Genomic DNA, 22,356 nt, shown 5'->3' on the forward strand with positions numbered 1-22,356 from the left:
TATTGCAATTTTCACAACAATCATGAACAAACTCGATGCTCTGAAGTTTTTTATCACCGCTGCTGAGACCCTTAACTTCCGGGAAGCCTCCATGAAGCTTTCGGTTTCACCATCGGTTGTAACACGAACAATCGCTGAGCTGGAGAAACAGCTCGATGAACCTCTTTTCACACGCAATACTCGCTCGATCTTTCTCACCAGCTTCGGCGAGCTGTTTTTACCCCAGGCTAAGCGACTGCTTGAAGATTCGGAAAAACTATTTCAGAAGTCGAAAGATGATAATGAAATGAAGGGCATTGTCCGTATTACGTCGCTTCGATTTCCAAAGCATGAGCAAGTCTTATATGACCTATTGACCGCGCTACGCCCATATCCTGAATTATTCATTGACTGGCGCTTAGATATGATGAAATTAGATACTGTTGAGCATCGTATCGATATGGGTATACGCGTCGGGCGAGAACCTAATCCAAACTTTATCATTAAAAATATCACGCAGGTTGAACATATTTTGGTAGCATCTCCAGAACTTGTTGCGCATCTGGGCGTACCAACGGATTTAGAAGATCTTCGGCAACGTTATCCATTCAGTGGTTTACTTAATCCTGAAACGGGAAAAATATTTGAATTTATGAATGACGCGGTAAACACTTTTGTCCCTCGTCATGTTGAATTTTATACTACCGATCCTTACGCCGAAATTCAGGCGGCTTTGGCCGGTAGAGCGGTTGTACAATCCAGCGATTTAATCTGTAGGGAGTACTTAGCCAGTGGTCAACTCGTTAAACCCCTACCAGAACTGCGGCAGGAGAAATGGCAATTTTATTTGTATCGTCCCTACCAGACGATTACTCCAAAAAGGGTGACGGTAATTTTTTCACTCTTAGAAAAAATCTTGCGTAAACATTTCGTATCATAATGTCTATCTCTCGCAACGTTCGTTCCTGGCACAAAGCGGCAAGTTCAGGTCCGCTACGTACGTGTAACGGACGTTGACTTACCTTCTTTCACCCAAACAGCCGTAATTATTCAGGAACAAGTTAGAATAAAAATGGTGACTCAGATTTTACCAAGCAGAATATTCAACATGCGGCGCAAGGGTTCCGCTGCTCCCCACAATAGCTGATCGCCCACCGTCAGAACCGAATATATAGGGTCATTGTTTAGCGACATTTTCTTGTAACGGCCAATACCAACCTGCAGCGAACCGCTGATATGAGCCGGGGTTAGCTTGCTTACACTTTCATCCTTATTATTAGGCACATAGTTAACCCAAGGATGGGAATGCGTGACTAACGCTGCGAATTCTTCTTCGCTGACTTCACGCTTGAGCTTCAGTGTAATTGCAGCACTGTGGCACCGGATCACCCCGACACGTATACACAAACCATTTACCGGAATCGTACCAGGAGCAAGACCAAGTATTTTGTTCGTTTCTGCCTCACCTTTCCACTCTTCCCGACTATTACCGTCACCTAAATCGCTATCAATCCAGGGTATGATGCTGCCCATGAGAGGTGCGCCGAAATTCTGGATGGGCATACCAGCACTGTTAATAAGCTCACTGACTTTATTGACTAAAGGAAGGACCGATCCTGATGACGCCAGTTCATCGGAGGACAAATGCTTACTGATATAAGCGCTTTGAGCGATCAACTCCCTGACATATTGCGCCCCTGCACCTGACGCAGACTGATAGGTCATCACGCTCATCCATTCGATCAAGTCAGCCTCGATCAGGCCAGCCAGCCCCATAAGACTCAGCGTAATGGAACAGTTGCCACCGACAAAGAGTTTAATTCCATCCTGGACTGCACGATCAATATTGGCACGATTGACGGGATCAAGAATAATACAGGCTCTCTCATCCATCCGTAACGCTGAGGCCGCGTCAATCCAGTAGCCTTTCCAGCCATGTTCAATCAAAGCAGGATAGATTGCTTTAGTATAATCACCACCCTGACAGGTTATGATAATATCCATTTCGGCCAGAGCACTTATGGAATGAGCATCTTTGAGCGTGTAGCTGACGCCACCAATAACAGGGCCGGTGGCACCTGTACTTGAAGTACTGTAAAAATGCGCTGAAATACCGTCGAAGTCGTTCTCTTCCACCATTCTTTGCAACAAAACAGAACCTACCATTCCTCGCCAACCAACAATGCCAACCTGCTTCATTTGCTTAACCTTATGACGTTATGAGAATGTTAATTTATTTTCGAAACACGTTATATCTCATCTTAAATTGCAGGTCATCACGAACGGCATCAGATTCATTTATTATTAAAATGTTTCATACGGCATCAGCGATTTTGATACGCAGAAAAGAAACAAAAGCCACAGCCCTCTGATATTAAAGAAAATGATAGGGTACAGGCATCTCGCAGTTGTCCACTCCTGGCGGTGAGTTCAATCGAGGGCGGCAACAATCGCCCCCTCCATTTTCTCTGGCGTGGTCATCGGTGCAAACCGCTTGAGTGGTTTACCGTCGCGTCCAATCAGGAACTTCGTAAAGTTCCACTTGATCCGCCCACCGAGCACGCCAGGCAATTCGTCTTTCAGGTAACGAAACATCGGATGTGCTGCGGCGCCGTTTACCTCGACTTTCTCGAACATCGGGAAACTCACGCCGTAGTTAATGTGACAGGTTTTCGAGATTTCATCGGCGTCGCCGGGTTCCTGCTTACCGAACTGGTTGCAGGGGAAGCCAAGCACCACTAATCCTTGTTCGGCGTATTTCTTATATAACGCTTCAAGGCCAGCGAACTGTGGTGTGAAACCACACTGGCTGGCCGTATTAACAACCAGAATCACCTTACCCGCATAGTCGGCCATAGAGATAAGACTGCCATCCAGGCGGGTGGCGGTAAGCTGATAAAAGCGTGTCATGCTGAAATCCTCAAAGCAGGCCGAAAAGCCGCTATGACCACCCACGCGGCGGCCTCCGTACAGAAAGTTTACATTCAAACAGGCTAAGTGTGATACATTCCCGCCGCGCCAATGACCACCACACTCGCTAGCAGGTATGCAGAACATCACAAAAAAAATTCGCTGGCTTCTGCTTGCTATCCCATTCCTCAGCGGTTGTGGCACGCTCTCGCAAATGTCCTCCCCGGAAGGTACCCAGGAACTCCTCACCCATGAATCGCTGGATGGCGACGTTGACAGCGTGGTGCGTCACTACATGGCGCAAAAGTCCGTTCCAGGAATGACGGTCGCGGTGATCCATAATCACGGCTCGCCTCAGTTTTACACCTGGGGCGTTACCGATGCGGTCAACCGCTACCCGGTCAGGCCCGATACCCTGTTTGCGCTCGGCTCGCTCAGCAAAGGGATCACGGCGGAAGTGGTGGCCTGTCTGGTGAGTGAGGGGCAACTGAACTGGAACGACAGCCTGGCGACATTGCTACCGCCGGGAACGCCGCTAAGTAAGGATGCACAAAAAATCACCCTGCTGGAGCTGGTAACCCACACCTCCGGCCTTCCGCGCCAGAATATGGACGTTCCGATGCTCGGAAAATTCATCCGCTACTTAGGCACGGGTGATAATTTCTACGGTGAACTGGACAGCGATAACGTGCTGCGTTATCTGGCGAACTGGCGCGCGCCGAGAGATAAAACGCCGCAATACTCTAATACCGGCTACGCCCTGATTGGCTATATCCTGAAGCACAAAACCGGCGAAGATATACAAAGTTTAGCGTCACGCTATATTTTCCGTCCGCTGCATATGGCTAACAGCAGCTTTACGCCCCAGAAGCTCAAAGGATACCCCCAGCGGGCGCTCGGCCACGCGGGCGATCAGCCAAAATTCATCCCGCGCGGGCAGCTTACGCCAGACTGGCATTTTTCCAACAACATGGTGGCGGCAGCAAGCCTGTACAGTAACGCCGAAGATCTGGCGGCCTATGCCCGCTATCACGTCTCTACGACCCACAATCCCTTGCTGGACAGCGTCTTTGACGAAGTCAGAAATACCAATATTCAACGCCCCGACGGGGTGCAGGGCATTGCCTGGACCACCGACTTTATCGGTCTGGAAAAAATCACCTATCAGGTCGGCTATATCGGCGGCTACTCCAGCTTCATCGGCTATGACAAAGAGAAAGGCAATGCGGTGGTGGTGCTGCAAAATATCTTTAACTGGAGCAACTATATTGGCATCGCGCTACTGATGGATATGGCGAAAAAAGACGGCCTTACCGCTACATCGCCGACTTCGGCCTTAAGTTCTCGTCAAACGCCAACCGTTTCCGGTCAGGCTCAGCCTCGCGCAGCGGCTCAACCTGGTGCATAGTTAGCTTGCAGCGCTCCACCAGCACCTGATACTCCCGCGTGCCCTGCCGCTTCCACGCCATCTCCTGCTCGCTCAGCTCGCGAATCGCTTTCGCCGGGCTGCCGATAATCAAGTGGTTGGCAGGCATCTCCGCTTTCGCCTTCACGAACGCCGCCGCGCCGACGATGCTGTTTTCACCAATCACTGCCCCGTCCATCACCACCGCGTTCATACCCACCAGCGTGTTGCGGCGGATGATGCAGCCGTGCAGGATGGCGCTGTGGCCGATATGTCCGTCCTCCTCCACCACCGTGTCCTGCTCCGGGAAACCGTGCATCACGCAGTTATCCTGAATGTTCGCGCCATCTTTCACCACGATACGGCCAAAATCACCGCGCAGGCTGGCATTCGGACCAACATAAACGCCTTTACCCAGAATTACGTCGCCAATCAGCACCGCCGTTGGGTGAACATAGCTCTCGTCAGGTACCACCGGCGTCAGACCGTCAATTTGATAAACTGGCATCTTCACTCCTTATGCACTTGTAAGACCACCAAAGCGTTGATAGTAGAGCGTGCCGGGCACGGGCAGTTCGCCCACGGAGGTTTCGCCCTTCTCGCTGACAAACGCCAGCGCCCCCGGCGCGACACGCTGATAGATATTAATGCAGAGCTGTCTGGCGCTTTGCCCCGCCCAGTGCGCGGGCAGTAACTCTTCCGGCAACAGCGGGTCTTTCAGCACCACGCGGCGATAAAAGTGAATAAGCAGCAGCTGGATCTGGAAGCAGCGCTCCGGCGTCAGCTCCTCCGGCGCGGCCTCCTTCAGCAGCGGCAGCAGCGGGCGGAACGAGTTGATAAACGACTCGTACATCGCGTTTTGCTCGGTTAGCTGCCAGCACTCTTCTACGCGTGAACGCAGCGCGGCGCGGGAGAGCGCCAGCGGCGAGTGGGCTTCAAAGAAGATCACGTTTTCCGCCACGCCGGCATCGTGAAGCAGGGACTGCACGTCCGCCATATGCTGTGACGGCGAGGCCATCAGGCTCGGTGCCAGCGTGCCAAATCCTTGCCAGATGAGCTGTTTTTTCACATCCGCGAGCGTAGTTTTATCCAGCCCTTCGGAGAGCAGAAGCAGCCATTTGCCGTCCCAGGCGGGCAGCTCTGCACGATAAATCTTATTCTCCGCGCGACGCGTCAGCCGTAGCCCCTTATCGCTCAGGCGGTAAAAGCTGCGCCGCCCGATGCGGGAGACGTCCAGCCAGCCCTCTTTGTTGAGGCGAAACAGCGCGGTGCGCACGAAGCGCTCGCCAAATCCCATGCCTTCCAGCAAGGCGGCCAGGCTGCCGAGCCAAATCTCGCCGCCGCGGTGGGAAAGCGCGTCACCGTATAACGAGGAGATAAGCGACGTTCCGCTGACGGGAACCGAGCTGACCGCGTGCTGGATAAAGGCGTCGAGTTTATTCATGTGATTCATTCTGTTGTTATTTTTGTCCCGGATGAATCATAGCATAAGCCCCTCACCCTGACCCTCTCCCCAAATGGGAGAGGGTCAGGTGTTTTAACCGTTGGCCGCAACTTTACGCAGATCAAACACCCGGCAGGCTTTCCCCTCCGAGCGCGGGATGCTGCCGCAGTTCACAATCATCACGTCGGTGGAAATCCCGACCATCGACTTTATTCGGTGGCGCAGCTGGTGGCACACCTGGCAACGCTGCTCGTGCGTCAGCGTTAAGCTGCTCTCTTTCAGCTCCACCTTCACGGAAAGTGAATCAAGATGACCACGACGGTTCACCTCCAGCTGATAGTGCGGAGAAAGGTGTTCGAACTTCACGATCTCCTCTTCCAGCTGCGACGGGAAAACGTTGACGCCGCGGATGATCAGCATATCGTCGCTGCGGCCGCCGATCCGGTCCATGCGCCGCATGCTGCGCGCGGTTGCCGGCAGCAGACGCGTCAGATCGCGGGTGCGGTAGCGGATCACCGGCAGCGCCTCTTTGGTCAGCGTGGTGAACAGCAGTTCGCCCTGCTGGCCGTCATCCAGCGGCGTGCCGTCGTTCGGGTTGACGATCTCCGGGTAGAAATGATCTTCCCAGATGGTTGGGCCGTCGGCGGTTTCGATACACTCCATCGCCACGCCCGGCCCCATCACCTCGGAGAGGCCATAAATATCCAGCGCCGTAATACCTAAGCGTTTTTCGATTTCGCGACGCATGGCCTGCGTCCACGGCTCCGCGCCGAAAACGCCAACGCGCAGTGAGCAGGTGCTGGCGTCGCCGCCCATCTGGCGCTCCAGCTCCTCAATCAGGTTGAGGCAGTAGGACGGCGTCACCATAATCATGTCCGGCTGGAAATCACGGATCAACTGCGCCTGTTTCTCTGTCTGGCCGCCGGACATCGGGATCACCGTCGCCCCCAAACGCTCGGCACCGTAGTGCGCGCCCAGCCCGCCGGTAAACAGGCCATAGCCATAGGCCACGTGAATTTTGTCCTTCGCGCTGCCGCCCGCCGCGCGCAGGGAGCGCGCCACCAGGTTGGCCCAGTTGTCGATGTCGCCCTGCGTGTAGCCGACAACGGTCGGTTTGCCGGTGGTGCCGGATGACGCGTGAATGCGCACCACCTGCTCCATCGGCACGGCAAAGGTATCAAACGGGTAGTTATCCCGCAGGTCCTGCTTGGTGGTGCACGGGAACTTACGGATATCCGCCAGCTCGTTGAAATCGTCAGGGTGAACGCCCGCGGCGTCAAACTTGCGTTTGTACATCGGCACGTTGTTATAGGCGTGGTGCAGCGTCCATTTCAGACGCGCGGTCTGCAGCGCCTGCAGTTCGTCAAGGGAGGCCGTTTCAATCGGATCAAGCTTTGTTGTATTTGTCATCGCAGGGTACTCACATTGTTTTTATGCTCAAACACGCTCAAGGATCATGGCAATGCCCTGACCCACACCGATGCACATCGTACACAGCGCGTAGCGCCCGCCGCGTCGGTGCAGTTCGTTGCTCGCGGCCAGCGCCAGCCTGGCGCCGCTCATGCCCAGCGGGTGACCCAGCGCAATCGCGCCACCGTTCGGGTTGACGTGCGCGGCATCATCCGGCAGGCCCAGCTGACGCAGCACGCCCAGCGCCTGCGCGGCAAAAGCTTCGTTAAGCTCGATCACGTCCATATCGTTAATACTGAGTCCGGCGCGCTCCAGCACCTTACGGGTAGCGGGTACCGGGCCGAGCCCCATCAGACGGGGCTCCACGCCTGCCGTCGCCATCGCCACGATCCGCGTGCGCGGGACTAACCCCTGCGCCAGCGCCATCTTCTCGCTGGCGACGATCAGCGCCGCAGCGCCGTCGTTGACGCCGGAGGCATTCCCCGCCGTAACCACCCCGTTCCTGCGGAACGGCGTTTTTAGCCCGGCAAGCTGCTCAAGCGTGGTGTCCGCGCGGGGATGTTCATCCTCGCTGAACTCGTTGACCGCCCCTTTTTTCCCCGGCACCCGCACCGACACAATCTCCTGCGCCAGAATGCCGTTCTGCTGCGCCTGCGCGGTACGCTGCTGGCTGCGCAGCGCGAACGCGTCCTGATCGGCACGGCTGATATTTAACAATTCAGCTACATTCTCTGCCGTTTCCGGCATGCTGTCAGTTCCGAATTGCTGATGCATGAGCGGATTCACAAATCGCCAGCCGATGGTGGTATCAAAGATCTCCGCCTGTCGCTGGAACGCGGCGGTGGCTTTGCCCATCACAAACGGCGCGCGGGACATGGACTCCACGCCGCCCGCAATCAGCAGGTCGCCGTCGCCCGCCTTAATGGCGCGTGCGGCAAAACCAATCGCGTCCAGCCCCGACCCGCACAGGCGGTTAATGGTGGTTCCGGACACCGTCTGCGGCAGCCCGGCCAGCAGCGACGACATACGCGCCACGTTGCGGTTATCTTCACCCGCCTGGTTCGCGCAGCCGAAGATCACGTCGTCAATCCGCTCCAGATCGAGCTGCGGATAGCGGGCCAGCAGCGCGCGGAGCGGCACGGCGCCGAGATCGTCAGTCCGAACGGCGGAAAGCGCCCCGCCGTAGCGCCCAACCGGGGTTCGAACGCCATCACAAATAAATGCGTCACGCATCAGGCCTCTCCTGTCACATTGCCGCCGATGCGGTGAGATTTTCCGCGAAAAAGGGCGACGGTTTTCTGTTGCTGGTTCTGAATTTCAATGTCGTACACGCCGGTCAGCCTGCCCTGATGCTTCACCCGCGCAGTGGCGGTGAGCGTGTCCCCGGCAAAGCCCGGACGCAGAAAATCAATTGAGCAGCCGGAGGCCACCGCCGCCAGCCCCTGACTGTTGCAGGCGTAGGCAAAGGCGGTGTCTGCCAGCGAAAACAGCTGTCCGCCGTGGCAGGTTTGGTGGCCGTTGAGCATCTGCGGGGTGATGGTCATGGACACCACCGCGTAGCCGTCGTCCATATCGACAATGTCCATCCCCATCGCCTGCGCGCAGGCGTCCCGTTCGTACATGGCGCGGGCGTTGTGCCAGGCGTTATGACTCATAGCTACTCTCCAGAAGCGCGCGCTGGCGCAGCAGGGAACAGGGGCGATAGCGTTCTTCGCCGTAATGACGCTGCAGGTTCTCCAGCAGCGTCAGAAGGCGCTGCCAGCCCAGACGCTCACCCCAGGCGATCGGCCCGCTCGGGTAGTTGACCCCCAGGCGCATGGCGGTATCGATGTCCTTCTCGCTGGCGACCCCTTTTTGCAGAGCATCCAGCGCTTCGTTGGCAATCATCGCCACCGTGCGCCAGACCAGCAGGCCGGGATAATCGGCAATCTGCACCACCCGAAGCCCCTGCTGCTGCAGGTAGCGGATGGCCTTTTGCGTCGCCGTATGCGGGTTGCTGGCGGCTGCGGCGATGATCGCGACGTCGCGCTCGATGCGGTCCACCACCACCACCGGGCCGTTAAGCCGCAGCGCCAGGGCCTGCGCGGTTTCGCCCTGCGTTTCAATCAGGTACACATCATCAATTTCTGTGACACTGTCACACCTTCTTTCCACGCGCATCGGACTGTAGCTGTCGTTCACGGTATCAGCCCAGCGCACCCCGGGCCTGTCGCCCTGCCAGTCATAAACGCCCTTCCCGCTTTTTTTGCCCAGCCTGCCTGCCAGCACCAGCTCCTGCTGCACCAGCGAGGGCAGAAAACGACGCTCCTGCCAGAAGGCGTTAAATACCGAACAGGTCACCGCGAAGTTCACGTCCTGACCAATCATGTCGGTCAGCTCCAGCGGCCCCATCGGGAAGCCGCCGCCTTCGCGCAGGGCGGCGTCAATCACCTCCGGCGCAGCCACCTGCTCTTCCAGCGCGCGCCAGGCCTCGGAATAGAACGGACGCGCGACGCGGTTGACGATGAACCCCGGCGTTGACTGGCAGCGCACGGGCTGCTTGCCCCAGTTCAGCGCCAGCTCGCACAGCGCGTCGGCCACTTCCGGGGAGGTCGCCAGCCCGCTGACCACCTCCACCAGCTTCATGACCGGCGCCGGGTTGAAGAAATGCATCCCGGCGACGCGCTCAGGATGGTGGATATCCGCAGCAATCGCCGTGACGGAGATCGAAGAGGTATTGCTTGTCAGCACCGTCTGCGGGGGGCAAATTTCCGCCAGCTGCGAAAACAGCGCCTTTTTAACCTCCAGCCGTTCCGAGGCCGCTTCAATCACCAGTTCGGCCGCGGAGAGCGCGTCGATATCCGTGACGGGAAGCAGCCGGGCGAGGATCTGGCTCCCGGCATCGGCGGAGAGTTTTCCGCGCGTCACCCGGGAGGCCAGACGCTGGCGGATCCCCTCGATAGCGCGGGATATCGCATCGCTGGAAATATCGTAGAGCAGCACCTGATGCCCGTGGCTGGCCGCCACTTCTGCAATCCCCGCGCCCATCGTGCCGCTGCCAATCACGGCGACAGTCCGTATGTTGAGCATCTTATTTCCCCGTAAAGTTAGGCGCGCGCTTCGCGAGGAAAGCGCTGACGCCCTCGCGGTAGTCGTCGCTGCGACCGGCCAGACGCTGATAGTCGCGCTCCAGGTCAAGCTGCGCGTCGAGGGTGTTGGTTTCCGCAGCATTGATCGCCTGCTTGATCAGGCCCAGGCCGAAGGTCGGCTGCGAGGCAAAGTGCAGCGCCATTTGCTGCGCCGTGGCGGAGAGCTGGTCGTCGTCCACCACCTGCCAGATCATCCCCCACGCCTGCGCCTGCTCGGCGCTGAGTTTGTCCCCGAGCAGCGCCAGCCCCATGGCGCGGGCGCGTCCGGCCACGCGCGGCAGCAGCCACGTGCCGCCGCAGTCCGGCACCAGGCCGAGCTTGCTGAAGGCCATCACGAAGTTGGCCGACCGGGCGGCAATGACCATGTCACACCCCAGCGCCAGCGTAGCTCCCGCGCCAGCCGCCACCCCGTTAACCGCGCAGATGACCGGCTTCGGCAGCTTTGCCAGGCGGCGCACCAGCGGGTTGTATAAGGTTTCCACGGACATTCCCAGATCCGGCGCCGGGCCGTTGGGGTCGACGTTACGGTCGTTCAGATCCTGACCGGCGCAGAACCCGCGTCCTGCCCCGGTGATCAGCAGGCAGCGGATGGCGTCATCGCGCTCGGCCTGCTTCAGGCAATCGGCAAGCTGCTGGTGCATCACGTCGTTAAAGCTGTTCAGACGCTCCGGACGGTTCAGCGTAATGGTCATTACGCCCTGTTCTACGTGACTGAGAATAAATTCCACAATTAGCGTCCTTTAAAGTCGGGGGTGCGTTTTTGTAAGAAGGCGTCGATACCTTCCCGGCGGTCTTCGGTGGCGGAAAGCAGCGTAAACAGCTGGCGCTCCTGCGCGAGCCCGGCCTGCAACGGCACCTCCTGGGACTGGCGCAGCGCCTGCTTCGCCGCCTGCAGAGCCAGTGGAGAGTGGCGCGCCATCAGCGCCGCCTGCTTCAGGGCGTACTCCAGTGTCAGAGACGCCGGGAAGAGATCGCTCACCAGCCCGGCGCTCAGCGCCTGCTCTGCGGTAATGCTCTCGCCGGTCAGCACCATTTTGCTGGCCAGGGATTTACCGACGCTGCGGATAAGACGCTGGGTGCCGCCCGCGCCGGGCATGATGCCCAGCGTGATTTCCGGCAGGCCGAAACGGGCGTTATCGCCAGCAATGATCACGTCGCACAGCAACGCCAGCTCGCAGCCTGCACCCAGCGCGAAGCCGTTCACGGCAGCAATCAGCGGTTTGTTAAACGCGTTAATGCGCGCCCATAGCTGCGGGCGGATATCGTTCAGGGTGGCGGGCAGGTCCTTCTCCGCCATTTCGTTGAGATCGGCCCCGGCGGCAAAGCAGCGCTCGCTGCCGTAAATCACGCAGACGGCGATGTCGGCATCCACGGCGGCAGCCTCAAGCTGTTCCGCAAGCTGTGCCAGCAGCGCATTGTTAAGGGCGTTGCGCGCCGCCGGACGGTTCAGCGTCAGCTGCAGCACGCGGCCATGACGGGTAACAATCAGCTCACTCATGCCATCCCCTTCGCGTCAAAGTCGACAATCACGTCGGCGGTTAAGGGCAGCGACTGACAGCTCAGTACGTACCCGGCGGCCAGCTCGTCCGGCTCCAGGCTGTAGTTGGTTGCCATGTCCACCTTGCCGCGCAGCACTTTGCATTTGCAGGTGGCGCACACGCCCCCCTTGCAGGCATACGGCAGATCCGCCCCCTGCCGCAGGGCGGCATCAAGAATGCTTTCGTCGTCCGCCGTCAGGGTGATTTCACGGTCGCGCCCGTCCTGGCGCACGGTCACTTTTTGACCTTCCGCCTGCACGTGCACCGCGCGCTTAACGGTGATTCCGGAGGTGTTAAAGCGCTCAAGGTGAATGGATTTGTCCGGCATCCCCAGCGCCTTCAGCGTCGCTTCGGCGTCGTCCATCATCGCCGACGGGCCGCAGATAAAGGCCTCGTCATACTGGCGGAAGTTGATCAGGGTTTTCGCCAGCGCCTGCAGCTTTTCCCCGTCGATGCGGCCAAAGAGCAGGTCGCTGTCCAGCCGCTCCTGGCTGAAGATGGAGACCAGCTGCAGCCGCTGCGGGTATTTGTCCTTCAGGTCCGCCAGCGCCCGACGGAACATCATGCTCTGGCTGCTGCGGTTGCCGTAGATCAGGGTGAAATGGCTGTTGGGTTCTGTCGCCAGCGTAGCGGAGATAATCGCCAGCATCGGGGTGATCCCGGAGCCTGCCGCAATTGCCAGGTAGTGGCCTTCGCGTTCGGCCTGCGGCTGGTAGCCAAACTGGCCCTGAGGAACCATCACCTCCAGCGCCATGCCTGCTTTGATCTCATCCCGGGCATAGCGGGAGAAGCGCCCGCCTTCAATCGCTTTGACCGCCACGCTGATCTCACCCGGCGCGGTGCTGCGGCAGATGGAGTAGCAGCGGCGCAGCTCGTCTTCGCCCAACGTCGTTTTCAGGGTCAGGTGCTGGCCGGGGCGGAAGCGGTAGGCCTCCTGCAACGCCTGCGGCACCGCGAAGGTGATGGTTACCGCGTCGCGGGTTTCGGGTTCCACTTTTGCCACTGTTAATGAATTAAACGTTGTCATGGCAGCCTCAAATACATTTGAAATAGTCGAAGGGCTCGCGGCAGGTATTGCAGCGGTAGAGCGCTTTGCAGGCCGTCGAACCGAATTCACTGATAAGGGAGGTGTCGGTGCTGGCGCAGCGCGGGCAGCTCACCTCTGCCGGGGCGTGCGCGTGGCAGCTATGCCCCACGGGTGGGCTGATGCCGTACGCCCGCAGGCGCTCGCGCGCGTCGGCGGTCATCCAGTCGGTAGTCCAGGCGGGTTCAAGCTGGAGCACGATGTGCACGGGAGTGAAGCCGTGCGCGGTCATCGCCTCTCGGATTGCCCCCAGCAGGTGTTCCGTTGCCGGGCAGCCCGAGTAGGTTGGCGTGAAGCCAATCACCCAGCCTTCCCCCTGCGCCTTCACGCTGCGCACCATGCCTAAATCGGTGATGGTTAACACCGGCACTTCCGGATCGGGGATCTGGCTTAACAGCGCCCAGATCTGCGGAATTTGCGCAGGCGCGATGTCGAGGAGGCGTTGCATAGCGTTCTCCTTTACCACTGCTGACCGGGATACGCGCGCTGGAGATACTGCATTTCCGCCAGCATCGGACCCAGATGTTCGGTATGCAGCCCCTGCTTGCCCCCGGTGCGGAACGCCACCTCTGCGGGCACCTGCAGACAGGCTTCTTTCAGACCAGCAAACACTTCGCTTTCCCACGGCTGGCGCAGGGTTCGTGGATCCACCGCCACGCCGGCGTCAATCAGCTCAAGCTCGACCTCATCGGCGTCAAACAGCTCCGCTGTAAAACGCCACAGGCTGTCGATGGCCTGCTGCATTTTTTGCGCGGAGGTTTCGGTCCCGTCGCCCAGCCGCACCAGCCAGCCGCGGCTGAAGCGCAGGTGGTAGCGCGCCTCTTTAATCGCTTTGGCGGCGATGGCGGCAAGCTGGCCGTCGCGGCTCTGAGTCAGACGTTCGTACAGCGCCACGTTCCAGGCATCCATCAGGTACTGGCGGGCAATCGTGTCGGCGAAGCTGCCGTTCGGCTGCTCCACCAGCAGGACGTTGCGGAACTGGCGCTCGTCGCGGCCAAACGCCAGCGTGTCTTCATCGCCCTGGCCTTCTAATTCCGCGGCATAGGTCAGGAAATTGCGCGCCTGGCCCAGCAGGTCGAGGCCGATATTGGCGAGCGCGAGGTCGATTTCCAGCTCCGGCGCGTGGCCGCACCAGGCGCCGAGACGCTGGGAAAGCACCAGTCCGTTATCGCCCAGACGCAGGGCATAGGCAGTCACTGAGTTCATTCTTTGCCTCACATATGCTCGATGCCGTCGGGGATGGTGTAGAACGTAGGATGGCGGTAAACCTTGCTTTCCGCCGGGTCGAAGAACTCGCCGCTCTCTTCCGGCTGGGAGGCCACAATTTCACTCGCCTTCACTACCCAGATAGAACAGCCTTCGCTGCGGCGGGTGTAGGCATCACGGGCATTTTCCAGCGCCATGCGATCGTCGGCGGCATGCAGGCTGCCCACATGACGGTGGGATAACCCTTGTTTGCTGCGTACAAACACTTCGTACAGCGGCCAGTAGACATTGCTCATGGTTATTTCCTCTTATGCGGCCTGACGGGTACGTTGTTTTTCGGCGTGCGCCAGCGCGGCTTCCCGCACCCATGCCCCGTCGTCCCAGGCTTTGCGTTTCGCGGCCAGACGTTCGTGGTTACAGATGCCGCGCCCGTTAATGACCTCGTCAAACTCCTGCCAGTCGATCTCGCCGAAGCGGTAGTGACCGCTCTCTTCATCGAAACGCAGGTCCGGATCCGGCACCGTCATGCCGAGCATCTCCACCTGCGGCACCGTGTTGTCGACAAAGCGCTGGCGCAGCTCGTCGTTGCCAAAGCGTTTGATTTTCCAGGCCAGGCTGCGGGCGCTGTTCGGCGAGTTGTCGTCGTTCGGCCCGAACATCATCAGCGCCGGCCACCAGAACCGGTTGATGGCGTCCTGCAGCATCTGACGCTGGGCCTCGCTCCCCTGCGCCAGCGCCATGCAGGCCTCAAAGCCCTGACGCTGGTGAAAGCTCTCTTCTTTACAGATTTTCACCATCGCCCGGGCATACGGGCCGTAGGAGGTACGGCACAGCGCCACCTGGTTAACGATGGCGGCGCCGTCCACCAGCCAGCCGATCACGCCGATATCGGCCCAGCTCAGGGTCGGATAGTTGAAGATGGAGGAGTATTTCATCTTGCCGTCGAGCATCTTCTGGTAGATGTCTTCCCGCGCGCAGCCCAGCGTTTCCGCCGCGCTGTAGAGGTAAAGGCCGTGTCCGGCTTCGTCCTGCACTTTCGCCAGCAGGATCGCTTTTCGGCGCAGCGTCGGCGCGCGGGCTATCCAGTTCCCTTCCGGGAGCATGCCGACAATTTCGGAGTGCGCGTGCTGACCAATCTGGCGGATCAGCGTTTTACGGTAGGCTTCCGGCATCCAGTCCTGAGGCTCAATCGCCGTCTCCTGCGCTATGCGCTGCTCAAACCGTTGTTCTTGCGTCACGTCATCACCTTTATGATTCGTTAGTTTGCAAATCAAAGCGAAATGTTGAATCACTTTGTTTTTTAAAAGTTACACAAAGGTTAAATACAACCCCAAGAATTGTTTCCCGGTTTTGTGATGCTGCTCTCAAGGCTTTCACTCCAGGCCTTTTACAAAGCGCCTTTACGCGACGCGATTCGGCAAGCCAGATCACAACGTTAACAATTCATTAAAAACACAGCTTGATTTTTATGATTCGCGATCAAACTATTAATGGTGAAATCACGAAACATTTGGAGATAAGCGATGCAGCAGTTAGCCAGCTTCTTGTCCGGTACCTGGCAGTCTGGCCGGGGCCGCGAACGCGCGATTCATCACGCCATCAGCGGCGAAGCACTCTGGGAAGTGACCAGCGAAGGGCTGGACATGGCGGCCGCCCGTTGCTATGCCATTGAGCATGGGGGCGAGGCATTGCGCGCCATGACCTTTATTGAACGTGCCGCCATGCTGAAAGCGGTGGCGAAACACCTGCTCGGCGAAAAAGAGGCGTTTTATGCCCTGTCCGCCCAGACGGGCGCGACGAAGGCGGACAGCTGGGTCGATATTGAAGGCGGCATCGGCACCCTCTTCACATACGCCAGCCTGGGCAGCCGCGAGCTGCCGGACGACACGCTGTGGCCGGAAGATGAGCTAATCCCGCTGTCGAAAGAAGGCGGCTTTGCGGCGCGCCACGTTCTGACCTCGAAATCCGGCGTGGCGGTACACATCAACGCCTTCAACTTCCCCTGCTGGGGAATGCTGGAAAAACTCGCGCCGACCTGGCTTGCCGGGATGCCCGCCATCATCAAGCCCGCCACCGCTACCGCGCAGGTGACGCAGGCGATGGTCAAATCCATCGTGGACAGCGGACTGGTGCCGGACGGCGCCATCAGCCTGATTTGCGGCGGCGCGGGCGATCTGCTCGACCAGCTCGACAGCCAGGACGTGGTGACCTTTACCGGCTCCGCCAGCACCGGGCAAAGCCTGCGCGTGCACCCGAATATTGTGGCGAATTCGATACCGTTCACCATGGAAGCCGACTCCCTGAACTGCTGCGTGTTGGGTGAAGACGTCACGCCGGAGCAGCCGGAGTTTGCCCTGTTCATTCGGGAGGTGGTCCGCGAAATGACCGCCAAGGCCGGGCAGAAATGTACCGCCATTCGCCGGATTATCGTCCCGCAAAGCCAGGTTGATGCCGTCAGCCAGGCGCTGATTGCCCGTCTGGAAAAGGTGGTGATGGGCGACCCGGCGCAGGAAGGGGTGAAGATGGGGGCGCTGGTCAACGCTGAACAGCGCGCAGACGTGCAGGAGAAAGTGGATCGGCTGGTCGCCGCAGGCTGCCAGATCCGTCTGGGCGGCAAAGCGGATTTGCAGGCCGCGGGGGCGTTCTTCCCGCCGACCCTGCTGTTCTGCCCGCAGCCGGATGAAACCCCGGCGGTGCACGATACCGAAGCCTTCGGCCCGGTCGCCACGCTGATGCCGTATCGCAGTGCAGAGCACGCCATGCAGCTTGCCCGCGCGGGCGGCGGCAGCCTGGCGGGGACGCTTGTCACCGCAGACCTGAACATTGCCCGCCAGTTTATTGCCGGCGCGGCACGCGCCCACGGGCGTATTCAGATCCTTAACGAAGAATCATCAAAAGAGTCTACCGGCCACGGCTCCCCGCTTCCTCAGCTAATGCACGGCGGCCCTGGCCGCGCGGGCGGCGGCGAAGAGCTGGGCGGCCTGCGCGCGGTGAAACACTACCTGCAGCGCACCGCGATTCAGGGCAGCCCGACGATGCTGGCCGCCATCGGCAAGCAGTGGGTGCGTGGCGCAGCGGTGCAGGAAGATCGCGTCCATCCGTTCCGTAAATACTTTGAGGAACTGCAGCCGGGCGATAGCCTGCTGACGCCGCGCCGCACGCTGACGGAGGCGGACATCGTCAATTTTGCCTGCCTGAGCGGCGACCACTTCTACGCCCATATGGACAAGATCGGGGCGGCAGAGTCGATCTTTGGCGAGCGCGTGGTTCACGGCTACTTCCTGATCTCCGCCGCGGCGGGACTGTTCGTTGATGCAGGCGTCGGGCCGGTGATTGCCAACTACGGCATGGAAAACCTGCGCTTTATCGAGCCGGTCAAGCCGGGCGACACCATCCAGGTGCGTCTGACCTGCAAGCGCAAAACGCTGAAGAAACAGCGTACCGCCGAGGAAAAACCGACCGGCGTGGTGGAATGGGCGGTAGAGATTTTCAACCAGCACCAGCAGGCCGTGGCGCTCTACTCCATTCTGACGCTGGTGGCGCGCCAGCGGGGTGATTTCAGCTAACGTTCTCCCTCATCCTGACCCTCTCCCCAACGGGGAGAGGAGATTGCTCTGCACGACCTGTGATTTATCTCAGCGCCTTTTTTAACCTGGCAATACCAACAAATAACCTGGCAGAAGCAGGCAAACGCTTTTCTCAGGCGCCTGTCAGGATAAGGCTGTCACAACACAATAAACCCTAAAAACACAACAAGATGAGGTCTACGATGGGAAGCAATTCTTCTTTTTCTGCCCGTAGAACGGCACTGGCTATGGCCGTTGCGCTCTGTTGCGCCTGGCAATCCCCTGCTTTCGCCCACGGCAGCGAGGCGCATATGGTCCCGATGGACAAAACACTGCAGGATTTTGGCGCGGACGTTCAGTGGGATGATTACGCACAGATGTTCACCATTGCGAAAGACGGCGCCTTCGTGAAGGTCAAACCGGGCGCAAAGACGGCCATCGTCAACGGTCACCCCCTCAAGCTTGAAGTGCCGGTAGTGATGAAGGACAAAAAAGCCTTTATCTCAGAGACCTTCATCAACGATGTTTTCCAGTCTGGTCTTGACCAGACCTTCCAGGTTGAAAAACGCCCTCACCCGCTAAACGCGCTCACGGCGGACGAAATTAAGCAGGCTGTCGGGGTTGTGAAAGCCTCTGCGGATTTTAAACCCAATACCCGCTTTACCCAGATCGCCCTTGCGGAACCAGAGAAAGCCAAAGTGTGGGACTTTGTGCTCAACGGTACGGCAGTGGACGCCCCTCGCCAGGCAAAGATCGTCATGCTCGACGGCAAGCACGTTATCGAAAGCGTAGTGGACCTGAAGGATAAAAAAATCCTGCGCTGGGAGCCGGTGAAGGACGCGCACGGCATGGTGCTGCTGGATGATTTCACCGCGGTTCAGCAGATCATTAACGAGAGCTCGGAGTTTGCCGAGGTGCTTAAAAAACACGGCATCACCGACCCGAAAAAAGTGATCACCACGCCGCTTACCGTCGGCTACTTCGACGGTAAAGACGGCCTGAAGCAGGAAGATCGCCTGCTTAAGGTGGTGAGCTATCTGGACGTCGGCGACGGCAACTACTGGGCCCACCCGATCGAGAACCTCGTGGCCGTGGTCGATCTTGAGCAGAAAAAAATTCAGAAGATTGAAGAAGGTGCCGTTGTGCCGGTTCCGATGACTCCGCGCCCCTATGACGGCCGCGACCGTGTCGAGACGCCGAAAAAACCGCTCAACATCATTGAGCCGGAAGGCAAGAACTACACCATTACCGGCGACATGGTGCACTGGCAGAACTGGGATTTCCACCTGAGCCTGGATTCCCGCGTCGGCCCGATGATTTCGACCGTCACGTATAACGACAACGGGAAAAAGCGTCAGGTGATGTATCAGGGATCGCTCGGCGGCATGATTGTCCCTTACGGCGATCCGGACGTGGGCTGGTACTTCAAGGCCTATCTCGACTCCGGCGACTACGGCATGGGCACTCTGACCTCGCCGCTGGTGCGCGGTAAAGACGTGCCGTCCAACGCCGTGATGCTCAACGAAACCATCCCGGACTACACCGGCACGCCGATGGAGATCCCACGCGCGATCGCCATTTTCGAACGCTACGCGGGGCCGGAATATAAACATCAGGAGATGGGCAAGCCGAACGTCAGCGCCGAACGCCGCGAGCTGGTGGTGCGCTGGGTGAGTACCGTGGGCAACTACGATTACATCTTCGACTGGGTGTTCTACGAAAACGGCACCATCGGCATTGACGCCGGTGCAACGGGTATCGAGGCGGTGAAAGGCGTGCAGGCGAAAACCATGCATGACGCCACCGCCAAAGACGACACAAAGTACGGCACGCTGATCGATCATAATATCGTGGGCACCACGCACCAGCACATCTATAACTTCCGTCTTGATATGGACGTGGACGGCATCAACAACAAGCTGGTGGCGATGGATCCGGAGGTGAAGCCGAATACCGCCGGCGGCCCGCGCACCAGCACCATGCAGGTCAATCAGTACGATATTGATACCGAACAGCAGGCGGCGCAGAAGTTTGACCCAGGCACCATCCGACTGCTGAGCAACACCAGCAAGGAGAACCGCATGGGCAACCCGGTCTCGTACCAGATTATCCCTTACGCGGGCGGTACCCATCCGGTGGCGACAGGCGCGAAATTTGCCCCGGACGAGTGGATCTACCATCGTCTGAGCTTTATGGATAAACAGCTGTGGGTGACGCGTTACCACCCGGACGAGCTGTATCCGGAAGGGAAATTCCCTAACCGCTCCATCCACGATACGGGTCTGGGCCAGTACAGCAAGGATAACGAGTCGCTCAACGATCAGGATGACGTGGTCTGGATGACCACCGGTACCACCCACGTGGCGCGCGCTGAGGAGTGGCCGATTATGCCGACGGAATGGGTGCATACCCTGCTTAAACCGTGGAACTTCTTCGACGAGACGCCAACGCTCGGGAAGAAAAAAGACGAACAGAAATAAATAACGTACCGGGCACAATGCCCGGTTTTATCCATTTACTTGCTGAATACCTCTCCCCGATTATAGTTACTTCTACTTCATTTTTTTATTTCATTTCGAATCACTTTCAGCCAGGACGCGAATTTTCCACAAGCGACGTAATACATCATTGAGAGGTTTTAGGATGAAATTCAATTTGATCGTCAGGAGTCTTGCTCTGGCTGGACTTGTTATTTCCGTCAGTTCCGCTGCCGCAGAAGCCCCGAAGGACGCCACTGCAGCGACACAGCAAGTCAATAACGCCCTGTTTAATCAGCTTCCCTTCTCCGATAACACCGATTTTACGAATGCCCATAAAGGCTTTATTGCGCCTCTTCCTCAGGACATTATCAAAGGGGAGCAAGGAAATGTTATCTGGAATCCACAACAATATTCGTTTATTAAAGAGGGAGATAAAGCTCCTGAGACTGTTAACCCCAGTTTATGGCGTCAATCTCAGCTGATTAATATTAGCGGCCTGTTTGAAGTAACCGACGGCGTTTATCAGATTCGAAATCTCGACCTGTCGAATATGACCATCATCGAAGGGAAAGAAGGTGTTACCGTGGTTGACCCGCTGGTTTCGGCAGAAACGGCGAAAGTCGGGATGGAGCTCTATTTTAAAAATCGCGGCAAAAAACCTGTCGTCGCCATAATTTATACCCACAGCCACGTTGATCACTATGGCGGTGTGCGCGGCGTGGTGGAAGAAGCTGACGTGAAGTCCGGCAAGGTAAAAATCTACGCCCCGGCCGGTTTTATGGAAGCGGCCGTTGCCGAGAACATCATGGCGGGTAACGTGATGAGCCGCCGCGCCAGCTATATGTATGGCAACCTGCTGAAACCCGATGCTAAAGGCCAGGTGGGTGCCGGTCTCGGGACCACCACCTCCGCCGGGACAGTGACGCTGATTGCCCCGACAAACATCATTGAAAAAGACGGCCAGAAAGAGGTCATAGACGGCCTGACCTATGACTTTATGCTCGCACCGGGATCCGAAGCACCGTCAGAAATGCTCTGGTATATCGAAGAGAAAAAACTGATTGAATCCGCTGAGGATGTGACCCACACCCTGCATAACACCTACTCGCTGCGCGGGGCCAAAATCCGCGAGCCGCTACCGTGGTCGAAATACATCAACCAGGCGATTGTACGCTGGGGTGATAAAGCCGAAATCATCATGGCACAGCACCACTGGCCGACCTGGGGCAACGAAAACGTGGTCAACCTGCTGAAAAGTCAGCGTGACCTCTATCGTTACATTAACGACCAGACCCTGCGTATGGCGAATGAAGGGCTAACGCGTGACGAAATCGCTGCTAACTTCAAGCTCCCGGATTCGCTGGCGCATACCTGGGCTAACCGCGGCTATTACGGTTCGGTGAGCCACGACGTGAAAGCCACCTACGTGCTTTACCTGGGCTGGTTTGACGGCAACCCGGCGACGCTTGACGAACTTCCGCCGGAAGAAGCCGCGAAGAAATTCGTGGAGTATATGGGTGGCGCGGATGCCATACTGAGCAAAGCGAAAACCGACTTCGATCAGGGAAATTACCGCTGGGTAGCGCAGGTGGTGAGCAAAGTGGTCTTTGCCGATCCGAACAACCAGGCTGCACGCAACCTGGAAGCGGATGCGCTTGAACAGCTTGGCTATCAGGCAGAATCCGGCCCGTGGCGTAACTTCTATCTGACCGGAGCGCAGGAGTTGCGTAATGGCGTGGTGAAAGGGCCAACCCCGAATACCGCCAGCCCGGATACCGTACGGGCAATGACCCCGGAGATGTTCTTCGATTATCTTGCCGTACACATCAACGGACAAAAAGCGGGCGATGCCAAATCGGTGTTTAATATTGATCTAGGTAATGATGGCGGGAAATATAAGCTGGAACTGGAAAATGGCGTGCTGAACCATACGGCGAACGCCGAGGCAAAAGATGCTGATGCTACCATCACCCTTAGCCGCGATACGCTGAACAAAATTATCCTCAAAGAGATGACGCTCAAACAGGCGCAAGACAACGGTGATGTGAAAATCGTCGGCGACGGTGCAAAACTCGACACCATGCTCGGTTATATGGATAAATTTGATTTCTGGTTTAACATTGTGACGCCGTAACGATGCATACGTAAGGGCGGCCTGTCCGCCCTTTTCTGCTTAACTTATTCCCTGGACGGGGTAAACAGCGTC

The 22,356-nt window shown here is 58.0% G+C and carries 20 protein-coding genes; 5 read left to right on the forward strand and 15 right to left on the reverse strand.

The window, feature by feature from the left end:
* Positions 1 to 22 precede the first annotated feature (22 nt).
* Positions 23 to 919, forward strand: a complete 897-nt coding sequence (locus IM299_RS01965; protein WP_048956448.1) for a LysR family transcriptional regulator — start codon at positions 23 to 25, stop codon at positions 917 to 919.
* A gap of 140 nt (positions 920 to 1,059) precedes the next feature.
* Here IM299_RS01965 and asd read toward each other — a convergent pair whose 3' ends face one another.
* Positions 1,060 to 2,178 carry an aspartate-semialdehyde dehydrogenase gene (gene asd / locus IM299_RS01970; protein ID WP_060573009.1) on the reverse strand — a complete coding sequence of 373 codons (1,119 nt, stop codon included), beginning with the start codon at positions 2,176 to 2,178 and terminating at the stop codon, positions 1,060 to 1,062.
* A gap of 231 nt (positions 2,179 to 2,409) precedes the next feature.
* Positions 2,410 to 2,889, reverse strand: a complete 480-nt coding sequence (locus IM299_RS01975; RefSeq protein WP_193356946.1) for a glutathione peroxidase — start codon at positions 2,887 to 2,889, stop codon at positions 2,410 to 2,412.
* Positions 2,890 to 3,025: 136 nt separating this feature from the next.
* Between IM299_RS01975 and IM299_RS01980 the strand changes: the two genes are divergently transcribed.
* On the forward strand, positions 3,026 to 4,297 hold the full coding sequence (locus tag IM299_RS01980; protein ID WP_193356947.1) for a serine hydrolase: 1,272 nt from the start codon (positions 3,026 to 3,028) through the stop codon (positions 4,295 to 4,297).
* On the opposite strand, the gene paaY is transcribed toward IM299_RS01980, so the two are convergent.
* The 13 genes from paaY to paaA form a co-directional block, all read right to left on the reverse strand.
* Complete coding sequence (gene paaY / locus IM299_RS01985; protein ID WP_193356948.1) at positions 4,206 to 4,802, reverse strand: phenylacetic acid degradation protein PaaY; 597 nt, start codon at positions 4,800 to 4,802, stop codon at positions 4,206 to 4,208. The genes IM299_RS01980 and paaY overlap by 92 nt on opposite strands.
* Positions 4,803 to 4,811: 9 nt before the next feature.
* Positions 4,812 to 5,747 (reverse strand): phenylacetic acid degradation operon negative regulatory protein PaaX, encoded by a 936-nt coding sequence (paaX, locus tag IM299_RS01990; protein WP_193356949.1) that lies wholly within the window; start codon positions 5,745 to 5,747, stop codon positions 4,812 to 4,814.
* Positions 5,748 to 5,831: 84 nt separating this feature from the next.
* Positions 5,832 to 7,148 carry a phenylacetate--CoA ligase PaaK gene (gene paaK / locus IM299_RS01995; RefSeq protein WP_041910177.1) on the reverse strand — a complete coding sequence of 439 codons (1,317 nt, stop codon included), beginning with the start codon at positions 7,146 to 7,148 and terminating at the stop codon, positions 5,832 to 5,834.
* Positions 7,149 to 7,175: 27 nt separating this feature from the next.
* Complete coding sequence (gene pcaF / locus IM299_RS02000) at positions 7,176 to 8,381, reverse strand: 3-oxoadipyl-CoA thiolase (RefSeq protein WP_193356950.1); 1,206 nt, start codon at positions 8,379 to 8,381, stop codon at positions 7,176 to 7,178.
* The gene (gene paaI / locus IM299_RS02005) at positions 8,381 to 8,803 is read right to left on the reverse strand and encodes a hydroxyphenylacetyl-CoA thioesterase PaaI (protein ID WP_028013034.1); all 423 of its coding nucleotides are present in this window, start codon (positions 8,801 to 8,803) and stop codon (positions 8,381 to 8,383) included. The genes pcaF and paaI overlap by 1 nt, the downstream gene beginning before the upstream one ends.
* Entirely contained in the window at positions 8,793 to 10,217 is a 1,425-nt protein-coding gene (paaH, locus tag IM299_RS02010) for a 3-hydroxyacyl-CoA dehydrogenase PaaH (protein ID WP_193356951.1), read from the reverse strand. Before paaH ends, paaI begins: the two co-directional genes overlap by 11 nt.
* Before the next feature lies 1 nt (position 10,218).
* Positions 10,219 to 11,007 carry a 2-(1,2-epoxy-1,2-dihydrophenyl)acetyl-CoA isomerase PaaG gene (paaG, locus tag IM299_RS02015; protein WP_193357059.1) on the reverse strand — a complete coding sequence of 263 codons (789 nt, stop codon included), beginning with the start codon at positions 11,005 to 11,007 and terminating at the stop codon, positions 10,219 to 10,221.
* Complete coding sequence (paaF, locus tag IM299_RS02020; RefSeq protein WP_041910185.1) at positions 11,007 to 11,774, reverse strand: 2,3-dehydroadipyl-CoA hydratase PaaF; 768 nt, start codon at positions 11,772 to 11,774, stop codon at positions 11,007 to 11,009. Before paaF ends, paaG begins: the two co-directional genes overlap by 1 nt.
* Complete coding sequence (gene paaE / locus IM299_RS02025; protein ID WP_193356952.1) at positions 11,771 to 12,841, reverse strand: 1,2-phenylacetyl-CoA epoxidase subunit PaaE; 1,071 nt, start codon at positions 12,839 to 12,841, stop codon at positions 11,771 to 11,773. The genes paaF and paaE overlap by 4 nt, the downstream gene beginning before the upstream one ends.
* A 7-nt stretch (positions 12,842 to 12,848) precedes the next feature.
* Positions 12,849 to 13,346, reverse strand: a complete 498-nt coding sequence (gene paaD, locus IM299_RS02030; protein ID WP_193356953.1) for a 1,2-phenylacetyl-CoA epoxidase subunit PaaD — start codon at positions 13,344 to 13,346, stop codon at positions 12,849 to 12,851.
* An 11-nt stretch (positions 13,347 to 13,357) separates the two neighbouring features.
* Positions 13,358 to 14,104 carry a 1,2-phenylacetyl-CoA epoxidase subunit PaaC gene (gene paaC / locus IM299_RS02035; protein WP_193356954.1) on the reverse strand — a complete coding sequence of 249 codons (747 nt, stop codon included), beginning with the start codon at positions 14,102 to 14,104 and terminating at the stop codon, positions 13,358 to 13,360.
* A gap of 8 nt (positions 14,105 to 14,112) precedes the next feature.
* Positions 14,113 to 14,400: a 1,2-phenylacetyl-CoA epoxidase subunit PaaB gene (paaB, locus tag IM299_RS02040; protein WP_003857353.1), complete on the reverse strand. Its 288-nt coding sequence runs from the start codon at positions 14,398 to 14,400 to the stop codon at positions 14,113 to 14,115.
* A 12-nt stretch (positions 14,401 to 14,412) separates the two neighbouring features.
* Positions 14,413 to 15,342: a 1,2-phenylacetyl-CoA epoxidase subunit PaaA gene (gene paaA / locus IM299_RS02045; protein WP_028013027.1), complete on the reverse strand. Its 930-nt coding sequence runs from the start codon at positions 15,340 to 15,342 to the stop codon at positions 14,413 to 14,415.
* A 285-nt stretch (positions 15,343 to 15,627) separates the two neighbouring features.
* On the opposite strand from paaA, the gene paaZ reads away from it, so the two are divergent.
* The 3 genes from paaZ to IM299_RS02060 all read left to right on the forward strand — a co-directional run bounded on the left by paaZ (position 15,628) and on the right by IM299_RS02060 (position 22,284).
* Positions 15,628 to 17,670: a phenylacetic acid degradation bifunctional protein PaaZ gene (gene paaZ, locus IM299_RS02050; protein ID WP_193356955.1), complete on the forward strand. Its 2,043-nt coding sequence runs from the start codon at positions 15,628 to 15,630 to the stop codon at positions 17,668 to 17,670.
* A 203-nt stretch (positions 17,671 to 17,873) separates the two neighbouring features.
* Positions 17,874 to 20,150 (forward strand): primary-amine oxidase, encoded by a 2,277-nt coding sequence (tynA, locus tag IM299_RS02055; protein WP_193356956.1) that lies wholly within the window; start codon positions 17,874 to 17,876, stop codon positions 20,148 to 20,150.
* A 163-nt stretch (positions 20,151 to 20,313) separates the two neighbouring features.
* Positions 20,314 to 22,284: an alkyl/aryl-sulfatase gene (locus IM299_RS02060; RefSeq protein ID WP_048956376.1), complete on the forward strand. Its 1,971-nt coding sequence runs from the start codon at positions 20,314 to 20,316 to the stop codon at positions 22,282 to 22,284.
* Positions 22,285 to 22,356 lie beyond the last annotated feature (72 nt).

Source organism: Enterobacter cloacae complex sp. P47BA (assembly GCF_014930485.1).
Classification (GTDB): domain Bacteria; phylum Pseudomonadota; class Gammaproteobacteria; order Enterobacterales; family Enterobacteriaceae; genus Enterobacter; species Enterobacter bugandensis.